Source organism: Romboutsia sp. 1001713B170131_170501_G6, assembly GCF_015668195.1.
In the GTDB taxonomy this organism is placed as follows: domain Bacteria; phylum Bacillota; class Clostridia; order Peptostreptococcales; family Peptostreptococcaceae; genus Romboutsia_C.
The window spans coordinates 30,127-50,083 of the sequence record NZ_JADPFC010000004.1; the positions used below are offsets into that span (position 1 = coordinate 30,127).

The 19,957-nt window shown below is 27.4% G+C and carries 15 protein-coding genes; 4 read left to right on the plus strand and 11 right to left on the minus strand.

What is annotated here, in order from left to right; translation table 11 throughout:
- The 4 genes from I4U89_RS10255 to I4U89_RS10270 form a co-directional block, all read right to left on the minus strand.
- Positions 1-654, minus strand: a 654-nt coding sequence (locus I4U89_RS10255) for a hypothetical protein (protein WP_195940281.1), incomplete at its 3' end; no start/stop codon positions are given.
- A 382-nt stretch (positions 655-1,036) separates the two neighbouring features.
- Positions 1,037-2,134 (minus strand): anaerobic sulfatase maturase, encoded by a 1,098-nt coding sequence (locus tag I4U89_RS10260; RefSeq protein WP_195940282.1) that lies wholly within the window; start codon positions 2,132-2,134, stop codon positions 1,037-1,039.
- Positions 2,135-2,149: 15 nt separating this feature from the next.
- Complete coding sequence (locus I4U89_RS10265) at positions 2,150-2,941, minus strand: sulfite exporter TauE/SafE family protein (protein ID WP_195940283.1); 792 nt, start codon at positions 2,939-2,941, stop codon at positions 2,150-2,152.
- Positions 2,942-3,246: 305 nt separating this feature from the next.
- Positions 3,247-4,668, minus strand: a complete 1,422-nt coding sequence (locus tag I4U89_RS10270; protein WP_195940284.1) for an MFS transporter — start codon at positions 4,666-4,668, stop codon at positions 3,247-3,249.
- Positions 4,669-5,047: 379 nt separating this feature from the next.
- Between I4U89_RS10270 and I4U89_RS10275 the strand changes: the two genes are divergently transcribed.
- Complete coding sequence (locus I4U89_RS10275) at positions 5,048-6,496, plus strand: sulfatase-like hydrolase/transferase (RefSeq protein WP_195940285.1); 1,449 nt, start codon at positions 5,048-5,050, stop codon at positions 6,494-6,496.
- A gap of 163 nt (positions 6,497-6,659) precedes the next feature.
- On the opposite strand, the gene I4U89_RS10280 is transcribed toward I4U89_RS10275, so the two are convergent.
- The 6 genes from I4U89_RS10280 to I4U89_RS10305 form a co-directional block, all read right to left on the minus strand.
- Entirely contained in the window at positions 6,660-7,844 is a 1,185-nt protein-coding gene (locus I4U89_RS10280; protein WP_195940286.1) for an ROK family protein, read from the minus strand.
- 1,175 nt (positions 7,845-9,019) lie between these two features.
- Entirely contained in the window at positions 9,020-9,532 is a 513-nt protein-coding gene (locus tag I4U89_RS10285; protein WP_195940287.1) for a DUF3189 family protein, read from the minus strand.
- A 366-nt stretch (positions 9,533-9,898) separates the two neighbouring features.
- Complete coding sequence (locus I4U89_RS10290) at positions 9,899-10,663, minus strand: hypothetical protein (RefSeq protein ID WP_195940288.1); 765 nt, start codon at positions 10,661-10,663, stop codon at positions 9,899-9,901.
- Between the two features lie 325 nt (positions 10,664-10,988).
- On the minus strand, positions 10,989-12,758 hold the full coding sequence (locus I4U89_RS10295; RefSeq protein WP_195940289.1) for an oleate hydratase: 1,770 nt from the start codon (positions 12,756-12,758) through the stop codon (positions 10,989-10,991).
- Between the two features lie 190 nt (positions 12,759-12,948).
- Positions 12,949-13,515 (minus strand): TetR/AcrR family transcriptional regulator, encoded by a 567-nt coding sequence (locus tag I4U89_RS10300; RefSeq protein ID WP_195940290.1) that lies wholly within the window; start codon positions 13,513-13,515, stop codon positions 12,949-12,951.
- Positions 13,516-13,593: 78 nt separating this feature from the next.
- Positions 13,594-14,607: a TDT family transporter gene (locus I4U89_RS10305; protein WP_195940291.1), complete on the minus strand. Its 1,014-nt coding sequence runs from the start codon at positions 14,605-14,607 to the stop codon at positions 13,594-13,596.
- Positions 14,608-14,964: 357 nt separating this feature from the next.
- Here I4U89_RS10305 and I4U89_RS15705 point away from each other — a divergent pair, with 357 nt between their 5' ends.
- The 3 genes from I4U89_RS15705 (at position 14,965) to I4U89_RS15710 (ending at position 19,356) form a co-directional block, all read left to right on the plus strand.
- Positions 14,965-15,132, plus strand: coding sequence for a DUF2922 domain-containing protein (locus tag I4U89_RS15705; protein WP_195940471.1), 168 nt, complete (start codon positions 14,965-14,967; stop codon positions 15,130-15,132).
- A gap of 432 nt (positions 15,133-15,564) precedes the next feature.
- Positions 15,565-17,304 (plus strand): ABC-F family ATP-binding cassette domain-containing protein, encoded by a 1,740-nt coding sequence (locus I4U89_RS10315; RefSeq protein WP_195940292.1) that lies wholly within the window; start codon positions 15,565-15,567, stop codon positions 17,302-17,304.
- A gap of 402 nt (positions 17,305-17,706) precedes the next feature.
- Complete coding sequence (locus I4U89_RS15710; RefSeq protein WP_243279196.1) at positions 17,707-19,356, plus strand: YecA family protein; 1,650 nt, start codon at positions 17,707-17,709, stop codon at positions 19,354-19,356.
- A 218-nt stretch (positions 19,357-19,574) separates the two neighbouring features.
- On the opposite strand, the gene I4U89_RS10325 is transcribed toward I4U89_RS15710, so the two are convergent.
- Positions 19,575-19,835 (minus strand): hypothetical protein, encoded by a 261-nt coding sequence (locus tag I4U89_RS10325; RefSeq protein ID WP_195940293.1) that lies wholly within the window; start codon positions 19,833-19,835, stop codon positions 19,575-19,577.
- Between the last annotated feature and the right edge of the window lie 122 nt (positions 19,836-19,957).

Below are 19,957 nucleotides of genomic sequence, written 5' to 3' on the forward strand. Positions count from 1 at the left end.
TGGAAATCCTTTAAGAATCTGTTTTTCGTAAATAATTCCTTCCTCTGATAACTTATACAGTACCTCTTCAACTGCTCTGCCTAAAGGTATTATTAATATTTCTTTAAAATTTTCAATTTTACTAAGTTCTTTAATAAAATTATCATATACATATTTCATTAAGAACTCACTTTTTGATAATTTAGGTGTATGTCCTGAATAGTTCTGCTTTTTTACAAATACAGGATAAGGTACCAATGATACAGTATGTAGTAAATAATCTTTATCTTCAAATAAGGTAGAACAACTATTTATACTTAATGCCTCATTAAGTTTTATATCATCTAACATACTAATTATATTCTTTCTTAAGCTTCCACTAAATCTACCGGCCACCTTACATTTATATTGAATTTCTTCAATATTAGTTTCTAACTCTAATTCTTTTCGAGCAGTGGAGATAGCTGTACTCATTTGTTGAAATCCAGGTGTTATCCCAATAATAAATATCTTGGCTTTTGAGTTTAAATAATCATTGTGTGGAGCATAATATATTTCTATACTTCCATTTTTTTCTATAAGCAAATCATCTATTAATAATTCACTTTTTTCATATTTATCTTTTATAGGAAGATGTTTTATAACTTCTGCATATTCATATAATGTTTTTTTCATACGTACCTCGCTATCTTAATTTTTATTATTTCATAATACCCTTTTTATTGTACTTCTAAAAAATGATTATATTCCACTGATTACTGATAATTTTTAATTAAAACTAATTAATATATAAAAACTGTATCTCTTATTTATGATACGGTTCTTCATGCCGTACTCATCAGGTAACGTTTTTACTATATTTTATCACTAGAACTAATGTTAAAATATTAAACCCTAACATTTCATATTTAATCAATATATTAATTGCCAGAAAATAAAAAGCCTAATATATGAATAAAATATTCAAATATTAGGTAGTATAAACTTGTTTTTGATAAACTTAATTTTAAATTATTAATATATTTATAAGCACCATTTTATCTTCTATAACTTTATTTTAAAATTTTACTAGTCTATCAATTGCATACTCAAAAAACTCCTTATAAGATTCACAGAAATAGTTTAGCGATAAATTTCCATCCATATTTTCATCTCTATCTCTTCTACAACCACCTCTACATAGGTTTTTCCACTTACATTTCATACAGCTATCATCTACCTTTAGTGATGATTCTATAAATTTACTTTCTTTTCTTTTTCTTTCTATATCTTCAAAGTCTCCTTCTATTAGATTTCCTATCTTTTGTTCATCTAATACATAAAAATCACAAGGGTATATACTTCCATCAGCCTCTATTACATTTTGAACCGTACAATGACCGATCATACCACATGCCTCTGGCCTAAATCCTTTTATTATACCTACTATATTCTCAAAATATCTGTTATATATAAATCTTCCATTTCTCATATCCTCATACCATAAATCGAACAAGTCTTTTAAAAACTGTCCATAAAGCTTAGGAGTAAGTGAATACTCATGACCTCCTCTTTTTTCACCTATAGGATCTAAACACGGTATATACTGTTGGTATAAAAAATTCTTTTCTTTATAAAACTCATATATATTCTTTATATTTTTTGCTACATGAGAAGTTACTACAGTCAATATATTGTATTCTACTTTATACTTATTAAAAAGCTCTATTGTTTCTAGTATCTTATCATAAGTACCTTCTCTATTTGCATCTATCCTATTTTTATCATTTATTTCTTTAGTTCCATCTAATGATATTCCTACAAGAAAATTATTATTATGGAAAAATTTCGCCCATTCCTTATCTATTACATATCCATTAGTTTGAATTGAATTATGGATTTTTAATCCTGTTTTATTATATTTCTTTTGAAACTTTATTAGATCTTTATAAAAATCAAGACCTACCAAAGTAGGTTCACCACCTTGAAAAGTAAATGTGCATTCATTCTTTGCAAACTTAAGAGCTTTCTTTACTATTTGCTCTAAAGTTTTAGTGCTCATAAACCCATAGGAGTGTACTTCTCGATTATCGGCTACATCCTCATAAAAACAATACTTACATTTAAAATTACAATATCCTGATGCTGGTTTAATTAATAAATTTAATGGATACATTTTTAGTCCCTCCCTCTATAGTGATACCCCTGTAAATTTAATTATATTAAATATATTTATAAAAACCAATAAAATTAGAACTTTTGAAAAAAATTGCTGAGTTATATCATCGCTCATTTTCTTTGATCTATAACTTCCATAAATTGCGCCTAAAACTCCTCCTAGACACATTACAACCAATGTCATAATTCCAAACTCAGGAATATCATTAGCTAAAACTGTTCTTAATAAACTAGATATCTGGGAAAAAAATATTATAAATAGTGAATTTAAAGCTGTTTCCTTCGGCTTCATTGAAAAAAAGTAGTATATTGCAGCTATATTTAAAGGTCCTCCCCCAATTCCTAGAAAAGATGATAGCACTCCTAATAATAATCCAATTAATACACAATTCTTCTTATCTTCTACATTATGTGTTTCAATTTTATCTTTATTCTTCATATAAAATATAATTGCTAGGTTGATTAATAATAACAGAATTGATTGAATCATTCCTACTAAACTATCATTTCCAAATATCATTCTTGATTTATCAAACAATTCTTTCCCTAAAATTCCACCAATACAAGCACCAATTGCTAAGTATAAAGTTATATCCATATTTATTTTAATTTCTTCTTTTCTATTTCTTATAAGTGATACTGTCGACATGGTCAAAACAGTGCATCCTGATAAAAAACTTAGCGTTGATACACTCATCGTTCCTAAACTATCCATAAAAGGTTTAATAATTATTCCTCCACCAATTCCACTTATGGCTCCTATAAATGAGGCAATCGCACTTATAATAAAATATATAAACTCCATACACTCCCACTCCTGTCAATTTATTTATATATTATTATGTCATTTTTAAGATTTCATTTTTTACTCTACCTATGAAACTATACTAAAACCAATTAACAGCTGATCCCTTATACAGAATAGAAATCAGCTGTTAATTCTTTATAATTAATTATTTGATGACATATTTATTTTGCTTTTATTACTTATTTGGATAAAATATAAACCATATATTTTAAAATCGTTTTCCTGAGTGTTGTGAAATTATTATATAAAATATAATTAAATAGATTTAGATGTAATAACGGTAGATAAATTTATATTTATGCCTATTCATGAAGTTCAGCTTCTAGAGATTTATATGATTCCATCTCCTTTTCACGCTTATCATTTATAAACTTTTCCATTTCCTTTTCTGTTTTCCTATCAATCGGATAAAATTTCATTGCTACAACGGAACATACGAATGCAAAAATAGGAATCAAAGTCTTCATATATAAAATAGCATTTAATGTAGTTTCAGACTGTTGAGCAAGATTTGGCGCATACCCTACAAAATCAAGAACATAACCCATGATAAATGCCCCAAATGCTTGTGAAAGCTTATTTACAAAAGTGAATGTAGAAGATACTAATGCAGACCCATTTATACCAGTCTTCCACTCTGCATAGTTCGCTGAATCTAAAACAGCAGATCTACTTAACATATTGGTAATCGCTCCAATAATAACTGATGCTATTAAGAAAAACATAACGAAGAAAGTCTTATGTGAAGGAACAATTAATAATCCAAGAGCTGCTACAATAGCAAGTGATTCAGCTACGATTATTCCATATTTCTTTCCAAGCTTATTTACATACCATCCTACAATAGCAATCAATATGAAAGAAAATATAGCAGTTGCCCATCCTAATAACCCCATAAGATGTGTTTTTTCTCCCATATTATATTTAAAGAAATACATGTTTAGTCCATTTCCAATTTGAATAGCTAACTGATCTGTTCCAAAACTGATAAGTACCATAAGTAAGGCTGTGTTAGAAGTAATAACTTTCATTCTTTGTTTAAAAGGTATCTTTTCACCTGATTTAACTCTACTAGCTTGTGCTGGATTATAAACATCAAGACTTCTAACAGACATAGCAGAACCGATAAACATAATTGTAGAAAATATAGCAAAAATTACTGCCACAGTAAACCATGCCTCTTTACTTGAATCTCCGCCAAACCAATCTAACATATAAATAGCTAATGATGTTGCTGCTAAATTACCAATATTTCCAACCGCCTGAAAGATAGCTTGAATTTTTGTACGACGAGTTACATTATTACTTAAAATAATAGGAAGAGCAAGTTGAGGAATTTGTACACATGTCCATGCTAAGCTATATAAGATATAACTTGTATATGCATAAATTATTTTTCCTTTCATGCTTAAATCAGGAGCCATAAACATTACTACAAATATAATTCCTAATAGTGGTGCTCCAAACATGATATAAGGTCTATATTTACCAAATCTTTTAGAGTTAGTTTTATCGATAATCATTCCCATAATCGGATCTGTAAGCGCATCCACAATCCTAGCTACCATAAAAATTGTTCCTGCCACTGTAGCTGGAATCCCTAAGATATTTGTGTAATAGAACATAATGTATGTACCTACAAACGCAAATATAGCAGTATTTGCAATATTACCTATACTATATAAGTATACTTGCTTATCTGAAGCTTCAACTGAATTCTTCATTTTTTACCCCCTCGTATAATTTTAATTTTCTTAGAAAAATTAATTTTTTTGTCGCTTACATTGTAAGGTTATAACACTCTCCTTTTTAATTTTAATCTTTTCACCATTAATTATAAATAATAATTTATATATTTTCAATATATTTTAATATATGCTTGGCATATTCTTAATTATACTGATAATTTTAGGTTAATAATAAATTTAATTAATTATTGTTTTTAATAATTAACAATGCTATACTAACATTAAAATTAATATTAAATTATATAAAATTTCAATTTTATTAATTTATTTTACAATGTTTAATATTTTTTTATAACTAAAGCTTTAATTTTTTATAAAAAATAATTAATTTGATATTTAGAAAGGATTGAATTTTATGGCTAAGAAAAAAAATATAATTCTCATACTATCTGATCAACAACGATACGATACTATCAGTGCTTACGGTTTAAATGATATATGCAAAACACCAAATATTGATGCTCTTGCTGATGAAGGAATGAAGTTTACTAATGCATTTACATCTTCACCAATCTGCGCGCCATCTCGTGCAAGTGTTATGACAGGCCTTTACCCTCATAATCATGGTGTAATAGATAATTTTACAGATATTAAAGAAGATACTCCTCTTCTTGGACAATGTATGAAAGATCAAGGTTATTATTGTGGTCTTGCTGGTAAATGGCATGTTTCCGCATCAAAAACACCTGAAGATTGTGGATTTAATGGAAAACCCTTTATGGGATATGGATTCCCCGGAAGTCAAGTATTTCCTAGTTTAATATTTAATCAGCCACCAGACAATTCGCCTAATTACTACGAAGAATACTTAAAGGATAATGGGTTTGATATACCTGATATTTCTAATGGTTTCTTAGGTGATAATCCTGCGCTCCAAGTCCAAGAAATGTATGCTAAGCATGAGGGACCTGTTGAAAGCACTATCGAATATTTTGTGGCACATGAAGCTAATCGTTTAATTGATGAAGCAATTGAACAAGATAAACCATTTTTGATCTGGGCAAACTTCTGGGGACCTCATTCTCCAAGTATCGTACCTGAACCTTATTATTCTATGTACGATCCAAAGGATATTAAAGAACATCCAAGTTATAAGGAAAATTTTGAGGATAAACCTTATGGTTATTATCTTACTGAAAAGATGTGGGGTCTTGGAGATTATGGATGGGATGGATTTGCAGACATTTCTGCTAAATACTATGGTCATTGTACAATGATCGATGACATGGTGGGATTAATAGTAGATAAATTAAAAAAATTAGGAATTTATGAGGATACTATTATTATCTATAGCGCAGATCATGGAGACTGTCTTGGCGCACATAAATTAATCGAAAAAGGTGCATTTACTTTCGATGAAATATATAGAATACCAATGATAGTTAAAGGTCTTGGCAATAAGGATAATGATAGCTTTGTTTATTTACAAGAAATTATGCCAACACTTCTAGATATAGCAGGTATAAAACCTCCTAAACCTGTTGATGGTGAAAGCCTTCTTCCTTTAATGTACGGAACCGAGAAAAGTAATAATAGAACAGAGGTGTTTGGTGAGTTCCATAATCATTTTTATGTATCACGTCAAAGAATGGTAAGAGATAACAAATATCAATTTACATTTAATGAAAATGAAAAAGGTGAGCTTTATGATTTCATCAATGACCCATATCAATTAACTAATTTATGTTATGATGAAAAATATGCAGATATAAAAAAGGAATATATAGAAAAATTATCTCGTCATTTGAAAGAAAGTAATGATCCAGCTAGTGTATGGTTCCATCGTATTAAAGAATTTTACTAGAAACTTAATAATTATATCTATAAAGTAAAAATGTATTGTCTTTGAAAGTAATTAGCGAGAGTATAGATAGATTTGCATAAAAACAAATTTATCTATACTCTTTTTTAGTATATAAATAACTATTTAGATTTTTACAAAACATTTAAATTTAATGAAATTTTGATTATTCATTAATAAAATAAGCATCAATAACCCTAGCACTTGCCCCTACAGCACCATTAATAGGTCTATAGCGTACTGGTTCTATATTAGAAAAATAATTGTCCCCTATAAATTTTAAATCCCTTTCAATATATGATTGAAATTGATTAAATATCGTATCTTCTTCAAATAATCGACCATGTAAGAAAATTTTAGTAGGATTTATTATAATAGATAAATTTGAAATCGTCATGCTTAAATATTTTAATGCTTCTAATATATATTGTCTTATAACTTCATCACCCAAATTATATGCAGTTATAATATGTTCAATATTTACATCTTCATAATTTTTGACTAAACTATCTAAAATAACAGAAGCCTTATTTTTAATTAGTATCTTAGCCATCTTTATTAACCATCTTTCACTCGCGTAGGTATTAAGACAACCATTTTTTCCGCATTCACAACTTTTCCCATCTACTTTAACAATTGTATGACCTATTTCACCAGATATATAACTTTCTCCTTTAAATAATTCTCCATTAATCACATTTGCACAGTACATTCCAATACCTAAATGAAAAAAGGAAAAGTTTTCTGGACTTTTTTGAGGTTCAAATAAATACATCCCCATAGCCATACATTTTACATTATTATCCATGATAACTGGTAAATGAAACCTCTCTTTAATTATTTCAGGATAGAAACATTTCCATACATTTGAATCTGAAAATAATTCTTTCTTGTTGTTGTTTATCTTCCCCGGTACACCAATACCTATTCCCAAAAGCTTATCCTTGATATCTTGATTTTTTTGCATAAGTATTTCTACATTTTCAATGATAAATTCCGTTATATTGGAAATTTCATGGTATGTTGTTAAAAATATTGATTCAACTATAACCTTCCCTTTTAAATTAGTTATACAAAAAGATACATGTTTTTCATTAAATTCGATTCCAATTGCATAGCCATAATCAGGGTTTAAATCAATTAAAACACGCTTTCTCCCTGGCGTATTGTCATTTTGTTCAACTTCACCTAAATCAACAATAATATGTTCATTTATCAGTTCAGCTGTTGTGGTTGTTACTGTGGCAGGCGTAATATCTGTTTGCTCCGCTATAGTAGCCCTTGATACAGGAGCATTTCTAAAAATATACTCTAGTATTCTAGTTCGGTTAGACTTTTTTATAGGATTCATATTCTCCCTCCTTTACTAGGTAGATATGGATATATACATATATCATATGTCCTTCAAAATATATAATTATCACTTTTATTTGTAGAAATTTTACTCTGATTTATTTTCATACACTTAAAAGCAATTTATAAATTTAAAAATAATAATAAACTTATTAATAATTAAAATTAGTTATATTTTAATTATTAATAAGTTTATTATATAGGAATATCTAATCTTATACAATTTATTTCAAATAATATACTCACTTTATAGAGGATAGCTTAAAGTTTTTTAAGCTGTATAAGATGATATACCTCGTTACTTGTGATATGTTTCTCCGTATCTTACTCTACAGAGTGCAATTTTCTCTATTATTCTTTAATCTAAAAAATGATATTTATAAGTTATTAAAACTATTATATTTAGCAATTCCAATTTACTTTCACTGGATTAGGCTCATCTATTATAGCAACTTTACGTAAAGAACTTTCCATGTTTTTGAACTCTATTGCTGCAATTTCATTATAAACATCAACCTTTTCATTAACACCTATAGATTAATATGCTATCGCTGCAGCACCGTATAATTCAAATTCAAAAAAACTAGTTATAGTATTAATTATTGATCCAATCACTCTAGCTGCAAGTTATGTAGCTAGATTTCCTTCTATCTATTCATTAGATGCATTCAATACATTTTTTTAACGAGAATCTCAGTATAATCTTTTTCATAAATAGATAGAATATGCTTTTCTAAGAATTTTTCATATTTTAGCCATAATAGCTCCTTTTTCTTAAATATATTTTTTAATTCCTATCATATTATTAGTAATAATAATTCGATGCTCTAAGGTTTATATTAGCCTATTAACTAAACCATCAATAATTACTACATCATCTTTAGCTGCGTATTCTGATTTCTTTTTCTAAACAACTTTATGCAGATGAATCTACACATTACAATTATACTTTAATACAAATGTTTTCAAGACTATTTTGCATAAAAATGCACACCTTTTAATGAAAAACTCATCAAAATATGTGCACAAATACTCAAAATTTATAAAAGATAATGAAAGTGACTGCAGTTACAAAGTAGACTCTATACCTAAGACTAGTTTTATCATTTACCTGTGATATGATCCAACTTAAATAAACTTTAGCAAATTATTACTTATAATGAATGTTAAGAATTATTTCTTCTTAAATTCCTTATTATCTAAAATAATAACCTCTGACCTATCTTCCTTTGCTGCCTTCTTTGTATGATTTACAAGTTTTATAACGTCCTTGTATGATTTTTTTGCTCCCTTTACTAGTAAAGGTACTCCTATAAAATCAATTTTTAACCACCTAGAAAATAATCCACCAAGTGTCATTGGTAATGGGACTGTTGGCGACGTATTGGAAAATATAATTTTCTCATTTAATAGATTTTGTTTATGAAGCATAGAAGCTAAATTATATAATCCTGGAATCAAGACCTTTGAACGCCCCCTGCCTACAATATAAACTTCGTTTCCATCTTTATCAGTTCCATAATAAAAAAGTTCTCCACGATTTCCATATACTAACTTATTAAAGTTAGGTAAGTTCAATATTTCATCCTTAGTCGGTTCTCTAGTTTCATCCAGCATTTCTAAGTGATAAGCCATTGCTAGAATAGATGAGTGAGTTCCTCCATAGCAGTTATATATATATATCATTAAAATCACCTAATTTCTTATTTTTTGATTTATTTTAATAATTATAGTATATACATTAAATATTGGAATTAAACAACCTTTGAATAAGTTTCATCCAAGTTCTTCAATATTTCTATCTACTAAAAAGGCTCTAGCATAAACTGCTAGGGCCTTGACTTTTGCAAAAAGGATTAGGTTTGAAGGCAATGTACTGTTGTTTCCTGTACGCTTGATTTTGAGTTAGATGTAAAAAGTTACAATTATCTATAAATTATATACGAATTTTATTTTTACACAATTTATCATCAACCTTCTCTTCAAAACAAAATAAGAAGGATTCTCCCCTCCTTCTAAACTTAGTTCTCCGTAACTACACCTTAGAATTATCTATAGATTCATTATCAAACTATAGGCTATATTTTCTTTAATTTGCCTTATTAAATTTTCCTTATTTTCTTCTAGTTGAATAACTCTATTTACATTGGCTCCAGATGGATGTGGGAATCCTTTAAGAATCTGTTTTTCACAAATAATTCCTTCCTCTGATAACTTATACAGTACCTCTTCAACTGCTCTGCCTAAAGGTATTATTAATATTTCTTTAAAATTTTCAATTTTACTGAGTTCTTTAATAAAATTATCATATACATATTTCATTAAGAACTCACTTTTTGATAATTTAGGTGTATGTCCTGAATAGTTCTGCTTTTTTACAAATACAGGATAAGGTACCAATGATACAGTATGTAGTAAATAATCTTTATCTTCAAATAAGGTAGAACAACTATTTATACTTAACGCCTCATTAAGTTTTATATCATCTAACATACTAATTATATTCTTTCTTAAACTTCCACTAAATCTACCGGCCACCTTACATTTATATTGAATTTCTTCAATATTAGTTTCTAATTCTAATTCTTTTCGAGCAGTGGAGATAGCTGTACTCATTTGTTGAAATCCAGGTGTTATTCCAATAATAAATATCTTAGCTTTTGAGTTTAAATAATCATTGTGTGGGGCATAATATATTTCTATATTTCCATTTTTTTCTATAAGCAAATCATCTATTAATAATTCATTTTTTTTATATTTATCTTTTATAGGAAGATGTTTTATAACCTCTGCATATTCATATATTGTTTTTTTCATACGTACCTCGCTATCTTAGTTTTCATTATTTCATAATACCCTTTTTATTGTACTTCTAAAAACTGATTATACTCCGCTGACAACTATATTTTTATTATCTTCTACATATTATATTCTCTTCTACTTTTATCATTTTTACTTTAGAAATTAAATTAGACATCTACTTATCATCATTTCTAAAAAAATCAATCTATACAGTTAAGCAATAATTATGATATTTTTGTAGTTTTGTATTACTTATAATTCTACAATACGATAAAACCGTATCACTTACTTGTGATACGGTTCATCATTATTTAATATAATTTTACTAATCATAGTCAACTTATATTAAATTATATCTTTGTAATAATTCTTCAATTATAGTTCCTGAAATTTCTTTCTTAACTATATCTAATTTAATTTTATCTAATAATGGTAACTTAATATCTTTTAGTTTTTTTCCATCTAGCATCTTAGAAGTTGAATCAAGTAACACCCTAATATCATAACAAGAATTAAATACTTCAGGAACTCCACGATCAACATCAAGTAGTGTATATACAGCTTCCATAGCAGTTCTTACAGAATACTCTGTTGTAAATACAGTATCACGAACAGTATCTGCAAATTGACCAATAAATGCAAAGTTAACAGCTTTATCTGGTACTACTTTTGGTCTGTCTCCAGCTGTTCTTGGCATAAAGAATGAAGTAATGTATGGCATCATACAAGGAATACAATGAGCAGAATTTTTTGCCATCTCAGGAATTTCATCTACTGGAACTCCTAAATGATATAGCCATTCTTGAGTGATTTCATAACCTGTGCACTCTTTCATTGGTTTTTTTATGAAATCTCCATCTACATCAGTAAATAATCCATAAACCCATACAACAAGCTCATTATCTGGTTGTGCTTTAAAATGTGGTTGTCTATTTAAAGTATAACTCATTAGCCAAGATGAATCTTTAACTGTAACAATACCTCCTGTAACAACTTTTCCACTAAATGGATTACGTTTACATATTTTTTCTATATATGGTGGAATTTTATTATCTAAAGTAGTTATAGTAGCAGATTCCCAGTTAGTTTTATTTATATCAGTACAGAATTTATCAGGTCTACCAAAAGAAGGATCTTGTGCTGCTATGTTTCTCCAAAGTCTCCAGCAACCACCTTCAGTAGTATTTAAAACTGGTGCATGATTGTCATCACCTAAACTTGAATTTTCTGTACAGCTACCATTTGTAATAAATACTAAGTCATCTTCTACTAAATCAATAGTTTCTTCTTTTCCATCCTTAATGCAAACAATTTGTTTTGCTACTTTTTTATCTTCTGTTATTTCAAAAATCACATTTGTAACAGTTGTATTATACTGAAAATGAACTCCATTAGACTCTAGGTATTTAACCATTGGTAAAATTAATGATTCATATTGATTATATTTTGTAAATTTTAAAGCTGAAAAATCAGGAAGTCCACCAATATGATGAATAAATCTTTGAATATATCTTCTCATTTCAAGGGCACTATGCCACTCTTCAAAGGCAAACATAGTTCTCCAATATAGCCAAAAGTTTGATTCATAGAATTCTTTTGTAAATACATCTTCAATTTTTTTATCATATAAGTCTTCTTCTTTTGCCATAAATAATTTAATTATTTCCATAGATGCTTTTTCTGTTAATCCAAATTTTCCATCTGTGTGAGCATCTTCTCCACGGTTAACTGTAGCCCTCATTAAAGAATAATTTGGGTCTTTTTTATTTAACCAATAAAATTCATCTAATACAGAGACTCCTTCAGTTTCTATTGAAGGTATTGATCTAAATAAATCCCATAAGCATTCAAAGTGATTTTCCATTTCACGTCCACCACGAATGATAAATCCCTTCTCGGGATCATTAATTCCATCACAAGCTCCACCTGCTATATCCATTTCTTCTAATATATGAATATGTTCGCCTTTCATTTGTCCATCACGAACTAAAAAACATGCAGCAGCTAAAGATGCTAAACCAGCTCCAACTAAATATGCTGATTTTCTATCCACACCTTCAGGTTTTTGTGGACGTGCAAATGCTTCGTAATTCCCATTACTATAATACATATAAAATCATCCCCTATACTTTAAAGCTTATTTATGATAAAAGCTTTAGTAATTTATTTATTAATATAATACTCCCATTTAAAATTTTATTATATAGACAATATTAAGGCTTTGTAAAAATTTTAAACATAACTATAAATCTGTAAAAAAATTAGACAAATAATAGTATTTGTCTAGTTTATTTTTTGTACTAATCCCCTTTATCTGTTCTATATCGCTCTAAAGCCTCTTCAATATTTCCACAAATCAATGTATTCAATCGCCTAATAATATCTTTAGGGTTTTCTTTCATTCCTTTTTTAATCCATTCAAGCACAAGGCCTACAAATGCATACTTATAAAAATCTGCAATAAATTCTTTATCTTTTTCCCTAACTGCCATATCTTTTGCCTTTTCTTCTACTACTCCAATAAGAAGTAATTGTACTTCATTATATAAGTAACGTTCTAGATGTTCTCTACTTACAGAGTTGAATGTATTTAATACAAAAGATTTATTCTCTAGTATGTAGTCAAATATATGTTCAAATCCCTGTTGCCAAGTATCATATGTCTTTTTCCCATCTAAAGCTCTTGTTGCTTCATATGTGTAAACCCAATCTAATAAATCGTAAATATCCTTGAAATGATAATAAAATGTCTGCCTATTTACTCCACAATCTTCTGTTATATCTATTACTTTTATCTTTTCCAATGATTTTTGGGCTAACATTTTTTTCAAAGATGCAGCAAATGATTTTTTAGTCATTTGAGACATATATATCTCCTCCATTATTTTAAACGTATAAAATTCCTATTTATACATCCTTCTTATCAAATATTTCTTACACTTTTATTATTTTTCATTAGAATATATAGTTCCACCAATTAATTCTTCTTCTTTTTCTAAATAAGCTCCAAATCTTGGATTTATTGCTTTGAAAAATAGATTTATAAAATTTAATAATATAAAGAATACTACATATGTTGCTATAAATATTTCTATATTTCCTAATAATTCAAATACATTTCCTATTATTTTATAACCTATTGTTCCAAAATATGTTGATAATTTAAAAGCTGCTAATGTTGCAATTGCTAATGGGAATGTAAAAGCTGCATATGTTGGTTTAAATCCTTCTTTGAAAAGCTTTAGTATATATCCGTAAACAACTACTAGAAGTATTAATCCAGTTATTATTAACCAAGTTAGCATATATATATTTGGATTTGGATCTATAGTTAATATCCCAACTATTCCAAGTGGAGCTGGTGAACAAATTATACCAACAGTAGGTAATTTTTTATCATCTAGTATCTCACTTTTAAATACTATATAAAGAACTAATGGTAATAATAATGTGTAAAATATAAATCCAAACATAAGCATAAAGTTTGCTATTGGTGGAATTATTCCTCCCATTCCTTTACTTGCCACACTTCCTGTTATCATACCTGTGTATATGATAAAACAAGTTGGCATTATATTATTAAAGTTCTTTTCTTTAATTCTTATTATTGTATAATATACTACAATAGCATAATGATATACTACTGCTCCTAACCATAAAGCACTGCATACAGTTGGAAATTGTGGATAGAAAAATCCAGAAACTAACCAAGTTACCATACCCATAGTTGGATAAAATGTTCCTATAACTGGGTCTCTTAATTCTTTTAACATTACTTTTGGAAATCTTATAACTCTCATTAGCATTAATGAAAGCATTATTATTGCTATAGTTATTGCAATTGGTTTTAAATAACCGATATCTTTAATTAACCAGCAATTGCTAAGTGTTATAAATGCCAAACATGTGCCACTTATTCCTATGTGTAAATTTTCAAGCTTATCTAAATATCTGTTCATACTAACCACCCTCTAATTTGTTATTGAAATATTTTAATATTTATTTAAATATTTTTTATATTTATCTTTGCTACTATAAAGTAAAATTCTTCCATAGCTCCTAATTTAATTAATTCCCTTTATAAATCACTTTGAAACAGTTCATATTTCAAATACTTTCTTTGAAGGCTTAAATATTTTCGATATTACAAGAGCTATTTTATCTTTGCAAGTTCACGATGAACTTGAGATAAATAAGCAAGATAATACTATCTTGAATTAATTATCTAATAAATTTATGTGCAAGGAGGTATGTTAATGGAAACTACAAAGAGATTAGTAATGTCTTTTAAGAATACTTTTTGAAGAGTTGTTTTTATATCAGTTGATGATCCTAGAGAAGGTGTAGATGAAGCTGAAATAAAAAAAGTTATGGACATGATAGTTGAGAAAAATATATTTGATCCTAATGTGGGTGATATAGTGGAAATTGTTGAAGCTAAGATAGTTATAACAGATACTACTGAGTTTGATTTAGTTGTGTAGTAGTTTAAGAGTTAGCTTCGGTATGGAATTTAGACAAAGGCCAAAGAACAACCTTTAAGTGTTTCTTAAACAAATCTTTCTCTTCTAGAATCTTCGCTTTTTTTATTACTCATCCAATCACGAATTGCAAAAAGTAATACAATACACTTGCTAGAAACAAATATATTGTCATAATTTAAATCTCTACTATGTAATATTCATCTTGGATTTACTTTGAAAAAATCCAATTTTAAATAATTGAAATTATCCTTAAAAAGTGTTATGCTATCAAAAGAAATCAAAAATGTCGTTACTATATATAATTGATTATATATTAAAGAGCTTATTTTTATAGGCTCTTTTTATATCTTATTAAAAAGCAGACCTTTAGGTCGTTAGCGACATATCGCTTAATCAAAGGGAATTTTTTAAATGATAAAGAGAGGTAATTATATGATAAAAATTGACAACTTGTCCTACTCACTTCCGCAAAGAGATCTATATAATAATGTTTCATTTACATTAGAAGATGGTCAACATTGTGCTTTTATAGGAGCAAGTGGTAGCGGAAAAAGTACACTTATAGATATAATAATGGATCCAGAAAAATATATATTTGATGGTAAGTTAGAAATGAATTCAAATTTAAGAATTGGGTATGTAAGTCAGTTCTTACAACTAGACAAAATAAAAGAAACTACAGTTTTCGAATATATAGCTGATCAATTTATCAAGCTACAAGATGAAATATCATCTATTTGCAGTGAAATGGAAACATCTTCTGATATTGATGCTTTACTAGAAAAGTATCAAGAAGCTTTAGATGCATTTGATGCAATTGATGGTGATGATTATGAAAGTAACATTAATAAGAAACTAAATCTTGCAAATTTAACTAAGCATAAAGATAAAAGGATATCTGAACTTAGTGGTGGAGAATTTAAACTTATTCAAGTTATTAAGGAAATGCTTAATAACCCAGATTTAATGATTATGGATGAGCCAGATGTGTTCTTAGATTTTGAGAATCTTAACGCCCTTAAAAATTTAATTAATTCTCATAAGAAAACAATTTTAGTTATTACACACAACAGATATTTATTAAATCATTGTTTTAATAAAATTATCCATCTTGAGAATACAGAGCTACAAGAATTTGATGGTAGATATGTTGATTACAACTTATCTCTTCTTCAAACTAAAATCGAGTTACAAGAATTAGTTATTGCTGATGAAGAAGAAATTGCGAGAAATGAAGCTTTAATCGAAATATTAAGAGAAAAAGCAACCTATAATGCTGAAGCTTCTAGAGGTAGAGCTCTAAAAGCTAGAGTTAAAATCCAAGAAAGATTAGAAGCCAAAAAAATTAAAGCACCATTTGTGGATATTAAACAACCGTATATCAATTTAGATACAAATAATGAAATTGAAGAAACTATTGCTTTAAAGACTTGTGATTTTGGTATATCATTTGATGAAGTTCTTTTAGAAAATGTTAACTTCGAGATAAAATCTACTGATAAAGTAGCTATTGTTGGTACAAACGGTGTAGGAAAAACTACTTTATTAAAAGAAATATTTAAAAATAATAATAAATCTATTAAAATAAATGAAAACATTAAGCTAGCTTACTTATCTCAAATGCAAAGTGAAGTAGTAAATGAGTCTAATACAATACTTCAAGAGTTCTATGATGTTGGATTTGAGACTTATGGTGAAATCAGAAGATATGTTTCAAGATATGGTTTTGATTCAGATATACTTACACAAAAGATTGAATCTTTATCTGGTGGAGAAAAAAATATACTTCAATTGGCTAAGGTTTCTGCTAGTAAAGCAAATATGTTACTAATGGATGAGCCTACAAGCCACTTAGATATTTATTCTCAAATGGCTCTAGAAAAAGCCATAGCAGATTACAAAGGTGCTATTTTAATGATTTCTCATGATTATCATTTTATAGTTAACTGTGCGGATTATGTTTTACTTATTGAAGATAAGAAAATTAGAAAAATGAGCATGCGTAAATTTAGAAAGATGATTTATGCTAATCATTTTGACAAAGACTATCTGCAAATTGAAGAAAAGAAAAAATCAGTTGAAATGGAAATAGCTTCTGCTTTAAAGGATACTGATTTTGAACGTGCAAAAACTTTATCTAAAAAGTTAGAAGAGTTAATTAAATCATTTTAAATAAATAATCCCTTTAGAATTGACAGATTTGTCAATTTTAAGGGGTTATTTTTTATCTCATAAATTATATAGCTCACTAAATTATACAAGTCCTAGCTCCGTTATTTATGATACGGTTCTTCGTACCTTACTCTACGGAGCACAGTTTATTCTATTCCTTTATGATTTCATAATACTTTCCTAAATACTAGTACTAATACGATATTTATAATTCGCTATACAGTCTAAAATTTTTTCATCAGAATTTATTGCTATAATAAAACTTTATGTAACTAATATTGAATAGTATGTATCAAGTTCATAATACAAAGTTATATACATATCTACATAATAATTTTGTATAATTTATATTAAGGAAATTATTTTGTATATTAAAATAATCTATAGACGGGAGAAATATAAATGTTAACTTTTTATGATTTACTTAGAGAAAGATATAGAAATTTAGATGAAAGTGAAATAATAATTAAACAAATAAATGAAAAACTTGATGAAGCAATAGATATAGTAAATCCAGAGATATTATATGCCCTTTATTATATTTTAAATACCGATCCATGTTATTATTGGAATGATTCTATAAGAAAAAATACTTTATTAAACTTAGAAAAGCTAAATATAAATAACCCGCATAAAATAGTTATAAATAATGATATCCTAAAGCATTTTTTTATAGGATATAACTCATATATAGAACTATCAAAAGTCATACAAGATTTATCACCTATAAATTATAGTGATGTTATAAAAAATAGAATGTATAGAATCCCTACATATGTATCTATTGTAGAGGGATGTCTAACAAATTTATTAAGAGTTATAATATTAATATTAGATGAAACAACAGAAAAAAATTTATCAGTTCAAAAAAAACTAAAACCCATATGTGATTCACTAATAAGTAATGGGTTTGAAGAAGTCGTAAAACACATAGACATAGATATAAGGAATGCTATAAATCATGGTGGTATTTTATTCAAAGAAGATGGTAAACGAATTGAGTTTAATTATACTAATGGAGGAAAAGTTCTATCAAAAGAGTTATCAGATTATGAATTTGATAAACTTATAGATAATGTTTTTGATACAGCAAGTGGATTATTATTCGCCATATGTCAATTTCTAAATAGTAATATAGAGCTAATAAATATAGATAAATATGAAAATAATTATGTATCTTCAAATTTATTATGTATGGAACTCAGTATTCCTTCTATTATATGCAAATGTATTAATGAATCTATAGATAATAGCCAATTAAATGTACACATATATATAAAAAACACAGATAAAAGTTTTATATTACAATCTTCACTTTTAATAGCTGTACAGGTATTTAAAAGGTATCCAAATTATGAAAGATACATGATTTCATTTGATAATGAAAGAATGTTAACTAGTTGGGCTAGATTTAAACGTAATGATTTAGATGACATATTGAATCAGAAAATAAAGATGGAAGATGTTGTAGATAAATTGACTAAATCTAATGAAATTATGATATGGGATTCTTCTGAGGAAAATTTAGATTTAGAAGAAATAAAATATTATAGGTATCCTACATATAAATGCGAAACTTTTTTTATTAAAAATGTTAAAGATGCTAGTCTAGAAGACAGAAAAAGATTGAAAGCTCATTTATTTATAGGAGATACAGATAAAAGAGAAGATATACTAAGTATGATTAATCAATCAATAGAATGGCTAAAAAAAGTTAAGAATATAGCTTCTCCAAAATTAAAAATAAAACACGGTGATATGGAAGCTGAATCTATATATATTAATGTATATAGACATGATAGTAGAAAAAACAAAGAGTTACTTAATAATAATGAGAATTTTGTATGTTTTATAGACTATAACAAAAATAGCAAAACAACATTAGACCATGGTGGTCTACCAGTAAAAATTTGGAATAAATATTATCATGAAAAAATAAAAAACATTCAAATTGCATGGAGAACAAATGATTATATCTTAACAAATATAGGAAGAAATGATCCTTGCCCTTGTGGCAGTGGAAAAAAGTATAAAAAGTGTTGTTTATTATAATATCATAAATACCATGTTCAATATGTTTTAAAAATAAATTTATAATTGCAATGTATTCTCTTACTTAACGTTTAAAACACGCTCCGTTACTTGTGATACGGTTCACTACTATTTATTCTAAATAACTAGGTACTAATATATGCCTAGTTATTAGATAAAATTTGTACAACACAAATCATCTTTTGAATTATACAAATTTTATCTAATATTTATGTCCCCTACATTTTTATTCCCATTATATATTCCATTTCTTCTGTTACATCTTTCCACTCATTCTTATTAGAGTCTTTTTTATAACGTCTGTCTTCTTTTTTTAAATCAAATGTAATGTTACAATACTCACATAGATACTTATATATATCATCGTGATTATCATCTTTATAAACTTTTTCTAATTCTATTTTGTCATTTTTCCCACAGCATGGGCAACTTACTGTCTTGTACTTTCTAGCATCTACGTCTATTATTTCTTGTCTCATGTCTACTCTCCTTAGTCTTATGTGATGAAATGTTATAAAGTTTTATTTTATATCTTTAGATTAAATATACCCTAAATATGTAAAATAAAACTCTGTAATACATTGAAAGTAGCCTTTCTTCA